The 15,600-nt window shown below is 66.7% G+C and carries 16 protein-coding genes; 1 reads left to right on the forward strand and 15 read right to left on the reverse strand.

What is annotated here, in order from left to right:
• Positions 1-28: 28 nt before the first annotated feature.
• The 15 genes from AB0P18_RS05875 to AB0P18_RS05945 all read right to left on the reverse strand — a co-directional run bounded on the left by AB0P18_RS05875 (position 29) and on the right by AB0P18_RS05945 (position 14,736).
• Positions 29-1,801: a TraM recognition domain-containing protein gene (locus AB0P18_RS05875; RefSeq protein WP_363359331.1), complete on the reverse strand. Its 1,773-nt coding sequence runs from the start codon at positions 1,799-1,801 to the stop codon at positions 29-31.
• A complete protein-coding gene (locus AB0P18_RS05880) occupies positions 1,798-2,316 on the reverse strand; it encodes a hypothetical protein (protein WP_363359332.1) in 519 nt (172 codons plus the stop codon). Before AB0P18_RS05880 ends, AB0P18_RS05875 begins: the two co-directional genes overlap by 4 nt.
• 68 nt (positions 2,317-2,384) lie before the next feature.
• Positions 2,385-3,878: an ATP-binding protein gene (locus AB0P18_RS05885; RefSeq protein WP_363359370.1), complete on the reverse strand. Its 1,494-nt coding sequence runs from the start codon at positions 3,876-3,878 to the stop codon at positions 2,385-2,387.
• Positions 3,875-4,249, reverse strand: coding sequence for a hypothetical protein (locus AB0P18_RS05890; protein ID WP_363359375.1), 375 nt, complete (start codon positions 4,247-4,249; stop codon positions 3,875-3,877). The genes AB0P18_RS05885 and AB0P18_RS05890 overlap by 4 nt, the downstream gene beginning before the upstream one ends.
• A 163-nt stretch (positions 4,250-4,412) precedes the next feature.
• On the reverse strand, positions 4,413-5,876 hold the full coding sequence (locus AB0P18_RS05895; RefSeq protein ID WP_363359333.1) for an SCO6880 family protein: 1,464 nt from the start codon (positions 5,874-5,876) through the stop codon (positions 4,413-4,415).
• The gene (locus AB0P18_RS05900; protein ID WP_363359335.1) at positions 5,873-7,222 is read right to left on the reverse strand and encodes a conjugal transfer protein TrbL; all 1,350 of its coding nucleotides are present in this window, start codon (positions 7,220-7,222) and stop codon (positions 5,873-5,875) included. The genes AB0P18_RS05895 and AB0P18_RS05900 overlap by 4 nt, the downstream gene beginning before the upstream one ends.
• Positions 7,223-7,255: 33 nt before the next feature.
• Positions 7,256-7,525 carry a DUF6112 family protein gene (locus AB0P18_RS05905; RefSeq protein WP_028495551.1) on the reverse strand — a complete coding sequence of 90 codons (270 nt, stop codon included), beginning with the start codon at positions 7,523-7,525 and terminating at the stop codon, positions 7,256-7,258.
• Positions 7,526-7,623: 98 nt separating this feature from the next.
• Complete coding sequence (locus AB0P18_RS05910) at positions 7,624-7,890, reverse strand: DUF6112 family protein (protein WP_311285787.1); 267 nt, start codon at positions 7,888-7,890, stop codon at positions 7,624-7,626.
• A gap of 10 nt (positions 7,891-7,900) precedes the next feature.
• On the reverse strand, positions 7,901-9,070 hold the full coding sequence (locus AB0P18_RS05915; protein WP_363359336.1) for a M23 family metallopeptidase: 1,170 nt from the start codon (positions 9,068-9,070) through the stop codon (positions 7,901-7,903).
• 12 nt (positions 9,071-9,082) lie between these two features.
• Positions 9,083-9,763, reverse strand: coding sequence for a hypothetical protein (locus tag AB0P18_RS05920; RefSeq protein ID WP_363359337.1), 681 nt, complete (start codon positions 9,761-9,763; stop codon positions 9,083-9,085).
• The gene (locus tag AB0P18_RS05925; protein ID WP_363359338.1) at positions 9,763-10,767 is read right to left on the reverse strand and encodes a ParB N-terminal domain-containing protein; all 1,005 of its coding nucleotides are present in this window, start codon (positions 10,765-10,767) and stop codon (positions 9,763-9,765) included. Before AB0P18_RS05925 ends, AB0P18_RS05920 begins: the two co-directional genes overlap by 1 nt.
• Before the next feature lie 2 nt (positions 10,768-10,769).
• The gene (locus AB0P18_RS05930; RefSeq protein WP_363359339.1) at positions 10,770-11,669 is read right to left on the reverse strand and encodes a hypothetical protein; all 900 of its coding nucleotides are present in this window, start codon (positions 11,667-11,669) and stop codon (positions 10,770-10,772) included.
• Between the two features lie 423 nt (positions 11,670-12,092).
• On the reverse strand, positions 12,093-12,746 hold the full coding sequence (locus AB0P18_RS05935; RefSeq protein WP_363359371.1) for a DUF2637 domain-containing protein: 654 nt from the start codon (positions 12,744-12,746) through the stop codon (positions 12,093-12,095).
• Positions 12,746-13,636: a bifunctional DNA primase/polymerase gene (locus AB0P18_RS05940; RefSeq protein WP_363359340.1), complete on the reverse strand. Its 891-nt coding sequence runs from the start codon at positions 13,634-13,636 to the stop codon at positions 12,746-12,748. Before AB0P18_RS05940 ends, AB0P18_RS05935 begins: the two co-directional genes overlap by 1 nt.
• Positions 13,636-14,736: an ArdC-like ssDNA-binding domain-containing protein gene (locus AB0P18_RS05945; protein ID WP_363359372.1), complete on the reverse strand. Its 1,101-nt coding sequence runs from the start codon at positions 14,734-14,736 to the stop codon at positions 13,636-13,638. Before AB0P18_RS05945 ends, AB0P18_RS05940 begins: the two co-directional genes overlap by 1 nt.
• A gap of 316 nt (positions 14,737-15,052) precedes the next feature.
• Between AB0P18_RS05945 and AB0P18_RS05950 the strand changes: the two genes are divergently transcribed.
• Positions 15,053-15,556, forward strand: a complete 504-nt coding sequence (locus tag AB0P18_RS05950) for a hypothetical protein (RefSeq protein WP_363359341.1) — start codon at positions 15,053-15,055, stop codon at positions 15,554-15,556.
• The last annotated feature ends 44 nt before the right edge of the window (positions 15,557-15,600 follow it).

Consider the following 15,600-nt stretch of genomic DNA (forward strand, 5'->3'; position numbering starts at 1 on the left):
GTCGGCCATCATCTGATAGGTGCGTCGCCTATCCCCGCCGCAGTTGTTCCTCGACTCGAGCCCGATCGGCACGGAGGTCCGCGGCGTCGGGGCGAGCAGTCCATTCGCGCATCCGAGTGACGATCGGCGGCGCCGACCTCAGCAGGAGGAGCGCCGTGCCGTACGGCAGCGTGCGAATCACGTCGGGCGGCATGATCGGAACCCGGCGCGTCGATCGCTGGTTAGAGCGCATGCCGCGTTCACCGATCGTGATCGAGTCGGTGGCCTCGTCGCGGTCGCCAATCAGGGTGGCGATGTCCTGGAGGTCTCGAGAGCCTGAGGCGCCACCGAGCACGATCTTGGCGATGCTCGCGTCCCAGATCGCCGTGGCTGCGTTGTCGCCCCACCGCTGACGGGCCTGCGCGAGCGACTGAAGCACCGGCATCGTGGTGACACCGGTGCCCCCGCCTTCGGCCATCAGGACAGGCAGCGACGGCAGAGGGGCAAGGTTGCCGATCTCATCCAGCGCCAGAAGCAGCGGCGGGTCGAGGCGGGCGCCTGGGGATCTCGCGGCAACCCGCCTCGCTGTTTCGACGAGGTCTTCGACCAGCGCGGCGACGAGGGCGGAGGATGCGCCGGCGCCAGCGCCCGTCGCGAGAAGGTACAGGGTGCCGTTGCGTCGAAGAAAGGTCTCCGGATCGAACTGCTCGTCCTCGCTCGGGCTGACGGCATCGAGAACACGAGGGTCAGCCAGAGCGGCCAGCGCCAGGGAGACGCCCTGCCAGATCGAGTCGCGCGTGCGGGGGTCGGCGTCGATCATCGCCTCAAGCGACTCGGCCCATCCCGTCGCGGCCGCAGGATTGGACGTGAGGATCGCGACGGCATCCTTCGCCGCGGCCGGATCGAGCGTCCAGCGAAAGAGCTCACCAGGTGAGCGGCCGTCGAGTGCCGCGGCGTGCAGCAGCGACTGAAGGGCCGTACGGGTCTTGCCCTCCCAGAAGCCGCCGTTTTCCACCCCAACGCTCGACAGGCCTGTACCGGCCGCAAGACCCGCGGCGCGAATCATCGCGGTTAGTGGGAGCTCGCAGCCGCGTACCGGAGACCACCGCAAGCCCGCCGGTACTCCCGGGGCAAGATGCTGTGGATCGAACACGGCGACGGGCCCTCGACTCATCCGCGAGCGAATGGTGGTCGTGAGGTTGTCTGGCCTGGTGGAGGTCGTTACGACGGCGCCAGGTGCGTCGAGGATCGCGTTGATGACGACGTGGGCGCCCTTGCCCGACCTGGGAGGGCCGATCACGAGGATGGAATCCTCAACCGACGTCCACACCTTCGTTCCTCGCGCCACTCCCACGAGGTAGCCGACGTCCTCGCATCGCGGCTTGTCGACGGAAGCGCGAAGGTGCGCCGCGCGCTCCACCAACGCGTGATCGGAGGCAGCGCGGCGCACGTCGGCCGCGGTCGCGATTCCGGCGATCCTGTTCGGGTCGGATCTGGCATGACGGGTGTGGTTTCGGATGACGCGCCAGACCCACCAACCCGAAACGCTGAGCAGCGCCACGAACGCCACGACGACAGCCCAGTACGCCACGGCGTTGAGCCCAGGAGATCCGAGTGCCGCCCCCGGGTCAGCGGGGGAGCCGAAGACACCGAGTCCCGCGGCCAGACCACCTGTCGGCTGCTCCGCTCCTGATAGGAAGGCGGCGAGATTGCCGCCCACACGCAGGATGCCGGCGATCGCAACAGCCCCGCCGAGAGCGAGCAACGCGACGTTGGTCAGCCCGTCGGGACCGGAGATACCGACACCGTGGGGACCCGTCATGTGGCGATCCCGAAAACACACGTGCCGGAGATTCTCCCCACGAGGACAATCTCGCCCTCGGCGGTCACGCGGCAGAGCCCCGGTTCCAGCAACGCTCGAGCGGACCCGTCCGCAGAAGCCTTGATGTGACGCACGATGATCGCTAGGGCTACCTCTTCGCCCGGGAGGAATCCCGCTTCGCCGTAGACAACGCGAGGCGGCTCGACCAAGGGCGTCGCATCGATGAGTGCTGCGGGTGCGGCCAGTGGCTCCGCCGGAGCGCTCGACCCGGCGTCCCGGATCTGCGGCGGCGCACTCGGGGCGACCGAGCCCTGCAGCGGCCGGGTGATGAGGTCGGTAAAGACCGTGCCATCTGCCTCGTGGACGACGACCCGCACCGGCGACCCGTGAGCGAGCAGGACCGTGTCTATGACTTCCGCAAAGGACGCGCGGGCCCAGGGTTCCGCGAACCGAGGCGGTTCGAACGGCGTCCCATCGACGGCGACGGTCATCGTGCCGTCCGCCGAGATCGTCATGGTGATCAAGGGAAGGACCGCCGGCACGCGGATCGAGTCGGTGGATCGTCGTAATGCACGCGCTGTCGTCATTTCACGCCCTCCGTCATCCGGCTCGTCGTGTCGAATGCTGCAAGCTCCGCGGGATGCAGTTGGTGCTGAACCACGAAGCTGCGATCCTTGATCCGCCAGAGACCTTGACCAGTTGCCAAGCCGGGCAGCAGGCTCTGCTCAGTGCCAGTGAGGCCCAGCGCGGTCGCAGTCGCTCCGAGCTGGTCCGATTCCTGCCGGTAGATGATTCGGGTTTCCGCGTTGGCGAGCAGCGACGATGCGATCGCGCGCATGGCGGAGCCCTGGTCGCCGACGTTGTCCAGGTCGGAGAGCTTGTGGAACACGAGCAGGTTCGCGATTCCGTAGTGGCGCGCGAGCCGCCACTGCGCATCCATGCGTCGCAAAAGGGCGGGATGCGACATGAGGCGCCAGGCTTCGTCGTAGATGACCCAGCGCTGCCCACCGTGAGGGTCGAGGAGGGCGGACTCCATCCAGGCGGAGGAGCACGTCATGAGGACAGAGACGAGCGTCGTATTCTCGGCAACGCGCGACAGATCGAGCGAGATCATCGGCAGAGTCGGGTCGAAGGTGACGGTACTGGGACCATCGAACAGGCCGGCGAGATCTCCGGCGACGAGCCGACGGAGCGCGTGCCCGACGACCCTGCCGTCCTCGACGAGGCGGCGGTCAGCTTGCTGCGATGCGTCCGGAGAGAGGATGCGTTCCACGATCATCGGCAGGATCGGGGTCTCGCATGAGCGGACAGTGTCCGCGAGAGCGAGGTCGATCGCGGTGTGCTCCAGCGGGCTGAGTGGTCGTTCGAGCACCGTTTCGGCCAAGGCCCCGATGAGATCGCGGCGACGAGAGGCGACCTGACCGGCCCAGCTCTCGTCGGAAACGCCGGACGGGCGATGCCCTTCGTCGAGCGGGTTGAGTCGGTTCGCCATGCCGTGTCCGAGCACGATTGCCTGTCCACCGACCGCTTCGGCGACGGCAGTGTGTTCGCCCTTCGGGTCGCCGGGTACGTAGACGCGGCGGCCGAAGGGGATCGAGCGCGTGTAGAGGCTCTTCACGAGCGATGACTTACCGGAGCCCACGATCCCTGCCAGGACGATGTTCGGCGCGGTGATCATCCCACGTGAGTACAGCACCCACGGGTCATAGACGAATGACGCACCCGAGTACAGGTCCTGGCCGACGAAGACGCCTTGCGAGCCGAGTCCGCCTTCGGCAAGGAACGGGTAGGCTCCGGCGAGCGTCGCACTGGTGTCCTGGTGGCGCGTTAGCCGCAGGCGGCCGGGGGTTCGCAGCGCGGCGGGCCGCGACTCCCCGACGGCAGGCAGGTAGGCCGTCGCGCGTAGATCCGCGCGCTGCGCTTCGACCTGGGCACGGTCGGATTCGGTGGTGGCAGCGCGAGTGGCGGCACTGAGACGCTGGGATGCCTTTCGTCGGGCACGACGCTCCCTCCTGCGTTCGCCTGCCGGGTCCACGAGCGTTGTGGTGTGAATGCGCTCACCCCCTTGCGCGTTCACAGCGAAATCCCGTTGCGGCGGTGAACTTTCGCACCAGACCCCTGGAAGGCGAAGGGACCAGAGCGCTGAAACGAGTCGTTCGGATTGACGCGGGGCGCGAGTGATTCCGAGACCTGCGGCGCGGCGACGACGTACGGGCCCCATGCGATTCGGCTGGAGTGCTGAGATGCCCGATCCAGGGCCAAGCTGGCCCGAGCGACAAGGGTCGACGCGCGCCGCAGCGCGAGGGCGGCTGCATGGGCTTCCTCCACCCCAGCCCAGTGATCACCGTCGTCAGTCCGGGCGATCGCCTCCGAGCTGGTGTGCGCGAACGCGAGCTGATCGAGCACCTGTTCGAGCGATCTCAGGCCGCCCAGCAGATCCCCGACCACCTCGTACGTCTGTGCCGGATCATCGAACGTACGCGTGGCGTGCGCGAGAGCGCGCAGAGCGTGACATGCTTCCTCGCCATCGACGACAGGATCCTGAAATGTAGGCATTGTGTGTCCCTTGCAACAGAAGTCGTCAGTCAGGTGCGCGAGGTGTCCCCGCGGGTCATACGGTTCGGCACAGGGGCAGCGCGGCGACGGTGAACGCTTGCGCCTGCTGACCCACGAGCCTCCGTGTTTCGCAGGCAGCTTGCACGGCGGCCTGCTCGATCGCCGCGACTGCGGCATCCAGCTCGTCGACGCTCGGCGCCGACACCGCCACGAGCCCGGTGAAACGCACCACGCCGTGACCAGCCGTAAGGTCTGACTCTTGCTGCACGACGTCGTTGTATTCGGCGGTGCGCGCGGCATCCTCGATCTGCCCGACCTTCGCCCGCTGCGCAGCATCCGAGAGAAGCCCTACCTTCTTTCTCCTGATGTCCCGCGCAGCGAGGTCGGCACGGACCGGCGTGCACGTCAGAGTGAATGTGCGTTGGATACCCGAGGTCAGCAGCAAGGGGGAGAGGAAGCCGGGGTACACCTGTGACCTCGGCCACTCCGAGATCCAGAGAACCGCGTGGTGGGCCGAGTCGGTACGCAGCCGGTCCCAGGTTTCGGAGACTGCGATGGGGCCGGCCGTTGCGAGAGATCGACCGATGTCCCCGTGTCTCTCCAGCGCGGGAGCGACCGCGGGATCGTATGCGGAGCGCAGCACGACCGCGACCTCGCCTGGGCTGAGCCAGCCTGTGGGCGTTAGGTCGGCTGCCCGCAGTGCTGCTACGAACGTCGTCATCTCCTGACGCAGTACGCTCGCGGCCCCCTTCATGCCACCCCCGGCGGCGCGGATCTGGCGGGCCGCCGCACGCATGTCGAGCGCGAGGGCGATTGTCGTCTCGTGTCGTTCGCCTGCGGGGCCGGCGCGCTCAATGAGCTCCTTGTATGTGACCGCGGGCCAAGAGTCATCGTCGACGCCGTGCCGGGCCCACCATTCGGCGAGCCCGCTTCCGGAGCTGGGCACCGTGCGCTCGGAGATCTGCACGCGCGCGATACGACCCGACCGGCAGACCGTCGCGAGCACCCGCCCCCAGCCGGCCACCCGACGCTCCTGTTCGCCGCTGTCGAGAAGAACGAAAGCCGGATGCGTGATGCCAGCGATCGCCGTCAGGGTCTGAGCGTGAGGGTCTTGGATCATGGCGGCGCCCGTCTCGGGGTCGACCCACTCTCGGAGCGCTGCGGCGTCGCCAGGGAGTGCGAGCGTGCCCGCGGGGCGCGGCTTGACCAAGTCCGCGCGGAATCGCAGCTGGCCGCCGACGCTTCGCCACACCCAGCGCGTTGAGATCGGCACCCATTCAATGAGCTTCCGACCACCCACGGGGACGAAGGCAAGAGCGACGCTTGTCACCCAGATCGGTGACGTGAGGCCGAAGAGGATGCCGCCACCCAGGTACACGGCGCTGGTGAACGCGATCAGTCCGATGGCGAGCGTCACGAGCTGTGCCAGGGAGAGGCCGAGCATCACGCCTCGCTTGGACAGACGGGAGAACTGAACCGGGTGCAGCTGGTTCGCGCGCGGGGGGTTGTTCGCTGTCATGCTGTCGTCCTTTCGCGCGGAGTGGGAATCGGTCGCGGGGGCGGGGTCGGTGTGCGCGGCTGAGGGATCGGTTGCCCGGCAGCCGGGGATGCTGTCGGTGCCGCTGGTATGTCTGCCGGAATGGCACCCTCGGCATGTCCTACGGCTGCTGATCCGGTGGCGTTGCCGAGCTTGGGTCCGGCGGAGGCAGCCTTGCCGACCACTTGACCGCCGACGATGACTGCGGCGGCCGGACCGGCGGCCGCCGCAGCTCCTGAAGTTCCTGCGCCTGACGCTGCTGCCCCAGACGCTCCCGCGCCGGCACCCGATCCGGTGGTGCTGCCGGCGGCGCTCGTCGCCACCGGGGCCGCCGACCCGCTCGAGGTGCCACCTCCGTCGAGGATCGACTTCGCAGACTTCGCAGTCGCGGGGCTAACCGGCACCGGGACGGGCCGATTCAGCGCTCCCTTAGCCTCCTGTTCGGTCGACATCGCGTGGTACATATCGACGCCGACGAACGAGATGAACTTGTAGGTCATGTATGGCGCGAAGGCTGCGACGAGCATGAGAACGACTCCGGCCACGGGATCGCTGATGGAGGCGAGATCAAGGTCGATCGGCGCCGCGGTCTGGTTGATCGCGACGAGGAAGAGGACGACAAGCACGAGCTTGGAGAACACGAGGGCCACAACGAACGCCACCCACTTGCCGAACCAGCCGCGGGTAGCATCCCAGGAGAATCCGGCCAGTGCGATCGGCGCGAACACGATCGCCACCAGTAGCAGGGCTTTGCGGATGAGGAGCGAGAACCACACAATCGCGGTAGCTGCGATCGCGAGTCCGGCGAGGAAGATCGTCATGATCGCGCCGACGCCGGGGCTCGCGATGTTGATCGCGACCAGCCCGGCGGCCATCAAGGCGATTCTGTCGCCCATTCCCTCCATCGTGTTTCCGGTTGCCTGGACGATCCCGATGGCCAGCTGATCCGTGATCTCCAGCAGCGTCGCTGTCAGGGCGATCGCGACGAACGATCCGAGCACGGACTTGCCGAGGCCCACAGCAGCCCGGGAGAGCGCAGTCGGATCGCGATGCGCCAATCCGGTGATCAGTTGCAGGCAGAAGAACACGAGCATGACGAAAAGCGCGACACCGAAGAGCAGGTTGTACACCTGCGTGTACTGGTCACCGGTGACGTCGACGAGGGTGGTCGTGTCGAACACCGCCCAGACGGCTTCGAAGAACCACGCGGCGGCTGCGGCGAGCGTGTGGGCGAGCCAATCGAATGGCGCGGCAACAAGCGAAGTGACACCCGACCCGACGGTCTGGCATACCTCGGCGATCGCCGGGATATCGCAGACCCCGCCCACTCGCGTTGTTCCTCTCAATCGGCCGCGTCTCGCTCAGACGGACTGGCCGACACCCCAGAAGAAGTTCACGAGCGTGACCGACGCCCCGCAGATCAGTGCCGCGCCGCACGCCACCAGAACGCCGAGCTTGCCCCGTGAGGCGAGATGGGGGTTCGATGAGTTGGCTCCATACCCCCACGCGACTGCGGCGATGATGAGGGCGAGCACGGCGAGAATGAGCCCGACTGTCATCACTGCGCCGACGATGACGCGGAGTTGCTCGATGCCGGGAAGTCCTGACCCGTTGGGAACGATGTCGATCACGGTCGTGCTCCTTGTCTGCGCAGAAACGAACCTGCGTACAAGGTGCGTGCGGCGTCCCCGAGATCCGTCGACCCGCGCAGTCCGTGCACGCACTCCGGCTAGAGCTGTTGGCCGACCCCAATGAGGAAGTTCATCCAGGCGACCGCCGCGCCGGCAAGCGCCGCTGCGCCGACAGCAACAAGAAGGCCGGTACGGGCTCGCATGGCCGACTGGTAGTTCCCGCTCGTCGACGCGATCGCCCATGTGGCTGCGCAGATGAGGATCGCGAGTACCGCGAAGACCAGGACATACATGAGGAGCGCGCCGACGATCACGCGGAGGTCACCCGCTCCTCCAACCGCTCCGAAGTCCGGGAAGATGTCCATTTCGGTCACCTCATGCGCCTGCCGCGCACGCCGTCCTGCCAGCGGTCGCGGCATCCAATCCTTCGGCGCCGTGCTCGGCGAGCCATGGGTCTGCGTCGATAGCCAGCTCGAACGCTCCGCCGGGACGGATCTCGAAGTGAAGGTGAGATCCCGTGGACTTGCCGGATGACCCTACGTCTCCGATGTGCTGGCCAGCGGTGACGCGCTCGCCGACCGTCACGTGTACGCCGGTCGCCCACATGTGCGCGTACGCCGACGCGACCCGCTCTCCGTTGACTGTGTGCTCGATGACGATCAGCTGTCCGTAACCCCCATACGGCCCTGCCCAGCTGACGATTCCGTCAGCGATCGAGAAGATGGGTGTGCCGTCTGCCGCGGAGAAGTCGGTTCCTGCATGGAACGCAGGTCGACCCGTCATGGGGTCGGTTCGCCCGCCATAGCCGCTGGCCCGTACCCACGTGTCGCTCGGGAGCGGAAAGACGATGCGGGTCGTCTCGGGGACGGAATCGAGAGGTGCGCCGCCTCCGGTCGCCGACGCGATCGACAGGGTCAGCGCGACGAGGATGGCTTCCGCGACGGGCTGATAATCCTGGTAGCGGTCGGGGAAGGCCGAGCGCTCGACAGCTTGCGCAGCCGAGCCGGGATCAGCTGACTGCCAGCCCGGGATGTCGAGGAGCCCCGCGGGGGAGGGAAAGTTGGGTCCTTCTGCTCCGCCGAAGAATGCGCGCACCTGGTAGTCCGGATCCATGAGCTCGTTGACGGTGCCCCAGCCGGAGGTCGGGCGCATCTGAAACAGGCCGAGTGAGTCGTGGTCGCTGCCGACGCCGTCGTTGGGCATGCCGAGCGATGCGGGATGGGCGGCGTTCGCGAGCATCCGCAGGGTCGACTCGGTGAGTGCGGCCATCAGCCCGATCAGCACCCCCTGCCGCCCCACCCCCTCAATACCGCTGCCCACCGTGATGATCGTCGCGGCACGGGTGAGTTGTGTGTGCCCGAGGGTCACCGACACCCCGTCGCTCCGTATCGCAGTCAAGTTCTCCGGCACGTCGGTGACGACGAGCTGACCGGATGTCTGGCAGGCAGCGAGCGCGGCGGGGGAGAGAACGAGTGGGACTGCGATCAATCCTGCGACCGGCAGGGTGAGAACCGCGACGGCGAGGGCGATGACGAGCTTCTTCATGCGCGACGTCCGTCACCGGAGCGGATTGTCGACCTCAGAGAGCCGGAGCATGCGGCACTCGTCGAAACTCGGCTCGCACGCGATGAAGAGGGTGAACGCGATCGGTCGAGAGGTCTCCTGGGCCTGCGTCCCCACGATGCCGGCGCGATGGCGTTTTCCCGTGATCGTGTACGCGATGGTTCCGGGAAGTAGTTGGCCAGGTGCCGCTTGACCGACGGCGTCGCTCCACGATGCCGGCACGAACGCCTCATCGATGGTGAGCCACTGGCGCGTGCCGTAGGTGCGCAGCGTCAACCACGCCTCCGCTGTCGGCAGGTAGGTGCGAACATCGGAGGCTAGCCCGGCCGTCTCGGTACCAGAGGGATCCCCTGCGTCGACGATGACCTGGGCATAGTCGGCCGGATCGAAGTCGGTGGCGGCGTCCCAGTTGATGAGCGCGTAAGCCGCGTCACGCGCGAAGGACTCGGCATCCGATGTCGAGCGGATTGGGGGAAGGGTAGCGCTCGAGGCGCTCGGTTCAGGATCGACGGTCGATTCAGCAGGGGTTGTCGGCTCGGCGGCGGTGGTCGGCGTGCTCGGCGTTGGCGCCAACGTCAGGCCGTATAGGCCGACGCCGACCAGCGCTGCCATCACACCGACACCAACCGCTAGCAGAACGATGAGGCGCCGTCCGGGGCGCACGGTGGCGGCCATTACGCGATCTCCCGTCCCCGCTGGACACGTGCGCTGCGGAGCGCCGCGAAGAACTCGACGGTCGAAGCGAGCGTCGCTTCGAACTGCTCGAGTTGCTCGTCAGTCAGTTCAGTAGCCACAGCCGCGACGTCGAAATGGGTCCACCAGAGATCCAGGTCCTCCCACACACGCACGAACGCACGGACGGGGAAGACATGTGCGGTAGCGGCACGAGACTTGGATGTTCGGCCATTGCGCTTGGCCTCCTTGACTCGTGCGAGCGCCGCATTCGCCAACTGCTCGAGTTCGTCGGGCGGCTCGAAGTCGTCGGGTGCTTCGAAGTCCTCGAACTGCTGCGGCGGCCCCGGCTCAAGTAACTGTCGGAATCGCGCGTGTGACGCCGCGACACTGCCGCCCTCGTCAATCAGCCGTAGCTCTGCACTCGCCTTCTCCTGCAGGGCAGGGTTTGCACCTGGGTCAGAGACAAGGCGCTGCAGTTCGGCGATCCGCTCCAGCGTGGTGTACGACGCCTTGCCGGTGACCATCTGGGCCGCCTGTGTGCGACTCTTGCCGAACTTGAACTGCGGTGGTGCCACGGTGGCACCGCCGTCTCTTCCATCCCGAGCATCCGGACGGCTGAAGCGCGTAGCGGCCTGCCGGCGAGTCGCGTCGTCGGCGATGTGATCCTTCAACTCGGAGTAGAGCGCTGCCGCTTCGGTCGGCGTGAGTGGCTTGTGGAGGACGTTCTCTGCCTGCTCTGCCAACAGCTCGGCGAGCCGATCCGAAATGCCGGACCTCACCCACACCTTGATCGTCTTCTCACCAAGCCTCTTCAGCGCTTCGAGCCGACGAGCGCCGCACACCAGGACGCCTTCCGGTGTCACGGTGACCGGCTGCAGCAGGCCGTCGCGGTTGATCGACTCGGCAAGCTCATCGATATCCCCGAACTCGGCACGGTGCCGCTTCCCGACGATGATCGATTCGATCGATCGTTCGAGCTCGATGTGGCCGACTCTGGTTCCCAAGGTCACCTCCTCGATCGCTCGGCGGGGGCTGCGAGACTCACCGCGAGGACGAGATCGTCATCCGTCAGCAGCGAACGCAGGGGTTCACCGATCAGCAGGCGGAGCAGGATGCCGCGTCCGGCTGTCGTCCGGGCGACCTCCGGTTCCGGGTTGCCGAGGACAGCGCGGAGCAATCCGTTCCACGATGCGGACGACAGGTCGAGGAGGGTTCTTCCGTGAACGTCGCGCCGGAGCGATTCCCAGGCGGTCGCACGGGAGGGAACCTCACTGAGTCGTGCGCAGATGTACTCCATCGCGGTGCGCGCGGGCGTGCGCGGCCAGCCGAGCAAGGTCATGAAGGCGATCGCATTCTCGACTGCCTCTCCAATCCCGGCGCCGTCCGGAGAGCACCCGTCATCGAGCGCGTCCCCGGCACCCTGGACACGCAGTGACGGGTGATAGTCGCTCAGGGGGTTCTCTCGGTCACTGAATCGCTCGGGGTCATGGAATGACGAGAACTCGGGTCGGCGCGCCTGGTAGACCGAGCACAGTAGGCCGTTCGCGCGTTCCTCCGCGATCAGCGTCACCTGCACGGCCCGAGTGACCACCGCCCAGGGGTCGTCGGCATTGCGCACGGCCGACGAGCGCATTGCGTCGAATGCGGCCGCGGCGGCATCCCATGGATCGAGTCCGTGCTTGCGCGCCAGCTTTGCGTAACGCCGAACGACATACTCCATGAGCGCTGCGGCTTCGGCGTCGCGACGCCAGGCACCGTGGTCCTGCGCGGCGAGGCGTTCGAGCACTTCGCGCAGGCCCTCCGAACTCTCAAACGCGGCGGGCACGCTCGCCGACTCGGAGGAGTCCGGAATGCGCTGAGAGTGCACCGATGCGGCGGCAGCTGAGTGCGAACCCTGGCTCGACATGGCAACCTCGCTACCGACCGATTCCAGAACGACGGACGGACCCGTGATCAGCGCGGCCGTTTCCGAACGCCTCCACCGGCGGGAGGTGAAGGGCCTGTTCACGGATTGCGCGGCGAGTAGCCGCAACCCCCTGCGTCGGGAAAGCGCGCGCTCGCCGGGCGAGCGAGGACTCGAGGTCGATTCCTTGGCCTGCGACGCGCCCGGTGACGGCAGGAAAGAGTTCCGTAGGTCGCATCCAGACCACCTCGCTTCGAACCCGCTCAGCGCCGGACAGGGATAGCGGCTGTCTCGCAAGCGAAGGATCGCCCTGCCGCGCCAACTCGGAGACCTCTTCGGGTGACCGCTTGTCGACGAGTTCACGCTCACGCTCGGACGCGTCCACGCGAAGCGGCAGGCCGGGTCGCTCGACTCGCTCGTATTCGTTCATGACGTAACCCCCTTCTGAACCTCAGGTGTGCCGATCGTCCCCGCGAACCACCGGCCGACTGTCGACGGATGAACTCCCGTGGCGCTCGCAATCTCCTTGTTCGACATCCCGCGCTGACGCATCAGCGCCGCAACGTCTCTACGGGCACCCTTCTCCGGAGCATCGGATAGAGGGCGAAGTTGAACGACTTCTGTGGATCGGGCCGGTGACGTCTCGGTTGTGGAGGAAAAGCGAAACCGGAATCGCTGGGTGAGAACGACCGTCAGGTGTGTGATCGCGAGAAGCACCAGCGGAGGTACTGCGGCAACCGACGCTGCAAGCACCGGAAGAACGTCGGCATCGGCCGCGATGACAGCGTGGATCGAGTTTGCGGCGACCGATACCGCAGCGCCGATCATGAGCAGCATCCACGGATACCACGCGCCCCGCTGTCCGGCGAGCGCGACGACGGCAACGGTTCCGACGACGATGATTCCGTCCACAATGAGCGGCCACGCCCACGCCTGCGTCGCCGCGATGCCGGACGCGTGGGCGAGATCCGCGAGAGCGGTGAACGACAACCAGAACGCACCGACAGCGATGAACACGGTGCCGACTACCGCGGTCCATACGGCAATCCGTCCTGACCGCGTGTCCGTCGTATCGGGGATCACGAGATCACCTGCCCGCTGAGCGAGCGGGATGCTGAGCTGCCGCCGCTGATGCGAAAGGGTGGCGTCGGCCCCACCACCGTTCGGTAGGCAGAGCGGATGGTCGTCAGGATCTCAGCCTGATGCAACCCCGCATGCTCCGCCGCGGGCCCGAGTACATTGCGCGCGCTCTGATCAGTGATCCCGTTCTCGGCGAGCCGGCACGCTGCCCAGTACAGGGCGCGGTTCCGTTCGCCCTCAGCCCGTGCGGCTAGCCACGCCGCGATACGCTCCGCATCAACATCGCGGCTTGCCTCCGCGGGCACCGTCGCAGTAGCAGTCGGCCTCGGGTCAAGGAACTGTCGAAGCGCCGATCCGTCGATTGACACGGCGTCCCCGCGTCCGGCGCCGATCAGCTCATACGCAGAACTGTTGCCTTCGAACAGCACTTGCGACGGCGGCACGATGACGTAGCCGCCCTCGCCCCGAAAGTCGATGCCGGCGCGGGCCGCCTGCCACGATGCCTGAACGCGATCAGGGTCTGCGGGGTAGTAGGCGTGCATCCCACCGGATGCCGTCTTCACCAGCGCCTGCCAGCGATCCACGAGACCTTCCCGGCGAGCAAGCTCGAAGGCAGCGAATCCGCGCACCCGTCCGTGCACATCGATGTCTACGACCTCGACGGCGGAAGCGCGCCCGGTCGGCATACCGATGTTCGCTTCGGGCCATCGAGACCACCATCGGGCAATCTGCCGGTCGTCGGAGGTCGCGTCGCGGAACCCGTGCTCTGTGAGCGGCCGCTTCTCCGCTGGCTTGCAGGGAAAGATCGGGACTCCTGCCGCAGCGAATCGAGAGGCTCCCTCCCGCGGCGAGAGGCCGATCATTCCGGCGAACAGGGCGACGGTGTCCATCACAGATCCCTTGCCGAGATCGCGGACTGGGCGAAGGAGCGCCGACCTCTCGTGAAGCGGACATCATCGAACTCTTCCAGCGGGCCAGCGACGGTTGGCTGAAGTGCACCCCGCTGCGCTTCCCTCGTCAGACCCGGCGGGTCACCCGAGCCGGCTTGCAACGTCGGCAACTCCGTGAGAATCGTGACCGCTGCCGTCCGCACTCGTTCACCAGTGGATTGCACCACTTCCACCGGCGTCTTGCCTTCGACGGATGTTGCCCAGGTCGCCACATATGGGATCGTGTAGCCCGACGTGTCGAGGCCGTGGGCCGCTCCGATCATCAGAGCAACGGACTCCGCTTCGACCTCCCCTATCCCGCGATGGAATACGGCATCGGCGTTGTCAGGGCCGTGCAGCATCACGTGCGCCAGCTCGTGCGCCAAGGTCTTCGCACGCGCCGCGGGGTCTATGTCACCCCGAATGGCAACGCTCCGAGTGAGGTAGTCAGTCATGCCGTTGGCTCCGCCGAGATCGCGATCGCTCCCGACAACGCGCAGTGAGTACCCGTGTCCGCGTACCAATGACGTCAGACCATCCCAGAGACCCGGGGGCGCCTCGCCCGCGAGCAATTGCGGAGCGGGCACGTGGGGAATCGGGACACCGCTCGTCTGCGAGGCATCCCACACGTATGCGGGCCGCACGCCGACCAGTCGCGTGCGCACGACGTCGTTGCGTCTCGGTATCTCGCGAGGCGCAAGACGACGCCATGATTCGACGACCTGTGGGGTGGGGGAGGCGAATCGCGCGAGGATCGGCGCAAAGATCATGTAGCCGGTCTGGCCGCGGTCGACCGACCTCCCCAGCGTGCGCCATTGCCGGAACCCCGCGACGTACGTCGGCGTGGGCTCAGCCACCCTGTCCTGCTCGAACGCAGCGAGGTGTTGCATCCAGATGAGCAGGGTGTTGTTGAACGAACGAGAGCGGAATCGCGCGGCGAACTCAAGAGCCCGCACCCAGTCGTTGCCCGTCACGAGCGTGGCCACGGCATCCGCCAGCTGAGCGTGCAGCCGTTCGAGCTTCGCCTCGGTGGAACCGACGGCGGGGGGTTGGTGAGTCATTGTGTGGGCACCTCCTTCTGAACAGCCGACGTAGCGGCTTCTTGTGGGAGGTGCGCGCGATCTCACCGGAGCCGACGGGCAAGCGCGTGAACGACCGACCCGAGACGGTCGCATAACTTTCACGCTCTCGCGGCGCACCCTGACGACGTTCGGGCGCGCCCGCGAGCCGGCTATGTGGGGGTGGAGTGCCGGCAACTCCGCTGATCCGTCCTGGGCGATGACCTCCTCTTTGAGCATGCTCAAATGGCTTGGCATCGTTTCTAGCACGGAGATTGAGCATGCGCAACGGTTGATTTGAGCATGACCAACGAGTACATTGAGCATTCTCAACGCCCGTCGAAGGGCGCTCCGAAACGACAAGCCTTGCCTCACCCGAGGGGAACGGTGGTCTACCGAAATGACAGAAGACGAGAGCAAAGTGGCCGCGGAAGACCTCGCGAAACGCCTCAGGCTGCTCCTCGACGTCGCGATCACCGAGTCGGGTTCCGAACCGACCTACGCCCAGATCGCGGCGTTCCTCGAAAAGCGCGGCATCAACCTGTCGAGATCTCGATGGACATACATGGTCAACGGCCATCGCTACGTGCAAGACCCCGCGCTATTCGAAGGGCTCGCGGCGTTCTTCGACGTGGATGCCGCGTTCCTGCTCGGGGAGGACGGCGCAGCGACCCCGGACAAGGTCACCGCGCAGCTGGATCTTGTGCGAGCGATGCGAGCCGCGAAGGTGAAGTCCTATGCCGCGCGCACGCTGGGAGATATCTCCCCGAAGGCCCTTCAGGCGATCAGCAGATTCCTGGATGAGGAAATGACACACACCTGAGCAGTGCCCTTGCCGGTCCGTTGTGACCCCCCACCGGCACATGC

Source organism: Microbacterium sp. NPDC064584, assembly GCF_040687315.1.
GTDB lineage: Bacteria > Actinomycetota > Actinomycetes > Actinomycetales > Microbacteriaceae > Microbacterium > Microbacterium lacus.

Bases quoted from the DNA above. Each gene is read 5' to 3' on its own strand.
- AB0P18_RS05880 (WP_363359332.1), bottom strand. From the start codon at position 2,316: ATGACGATCTCGGCGGACGGCACGATGACCGTCGCCGTCGATGGGACG.
- AB0P18_RS05940 (WP_363359340.1), bottom strand. From the start codon at position 13,636: ATGGACACCGTCGCCCTGTTCGCCGGAATGATCGGCCTCTCGCCGCGG.
- AB0P18_RS05945 (WP_363359372.1), bottom strand. From the start codon at position 14,736: ATGACTCACCAACCCCCCGCCGTCGGTTCCACCGAGGCGAAGCTCGAA.
- AB0P18_RS05915 (WP_363359336.1), bottom strand. From the start codon at position 9,070: ATGAAGAAGCTCGTCATCGCCCTCGCCGTCGCGGTTCTCACCCTGCCG.
- AB0P18_RS05920 (WP_363359337.1), bottom strand. From the start codon at position 9,763: ATGGCCGCCACCGTGCGCCCCGGACGGCGCCTCATCGTTCTGCTAGCG.
- AB0P18_RS05875 (WP_363359331.1), bottom strand. From the start codon at position 1,801: ATGACGGGTCCCCACGGTGTCGGTATCTCCGGTCCCGACGGGCTGACC.
- AB0P18_RS05930 (WP_363359339.1), bottom strand. From the start codon at position 11,669: ATGTCGAGCCAGGGTTCGCACTCAGCTGCCGCCGCATCGGTGCACTCT.
- AB0P18_RS05895 (WP_363359333.1), bottom strand. From the start codon at position 5,876: ATGACAGCGAACAACCCCCCGCGCGCGAACCAGCTGCACCCGGTTCAG.
- AB0P18_RS05910 (WP_311285787.1), bottom strand. From the start codon at position 7,890: ATGGACATCTTCCCGGACTTCGGAGCGGTTGGAGGAGCGGGTGACCTC.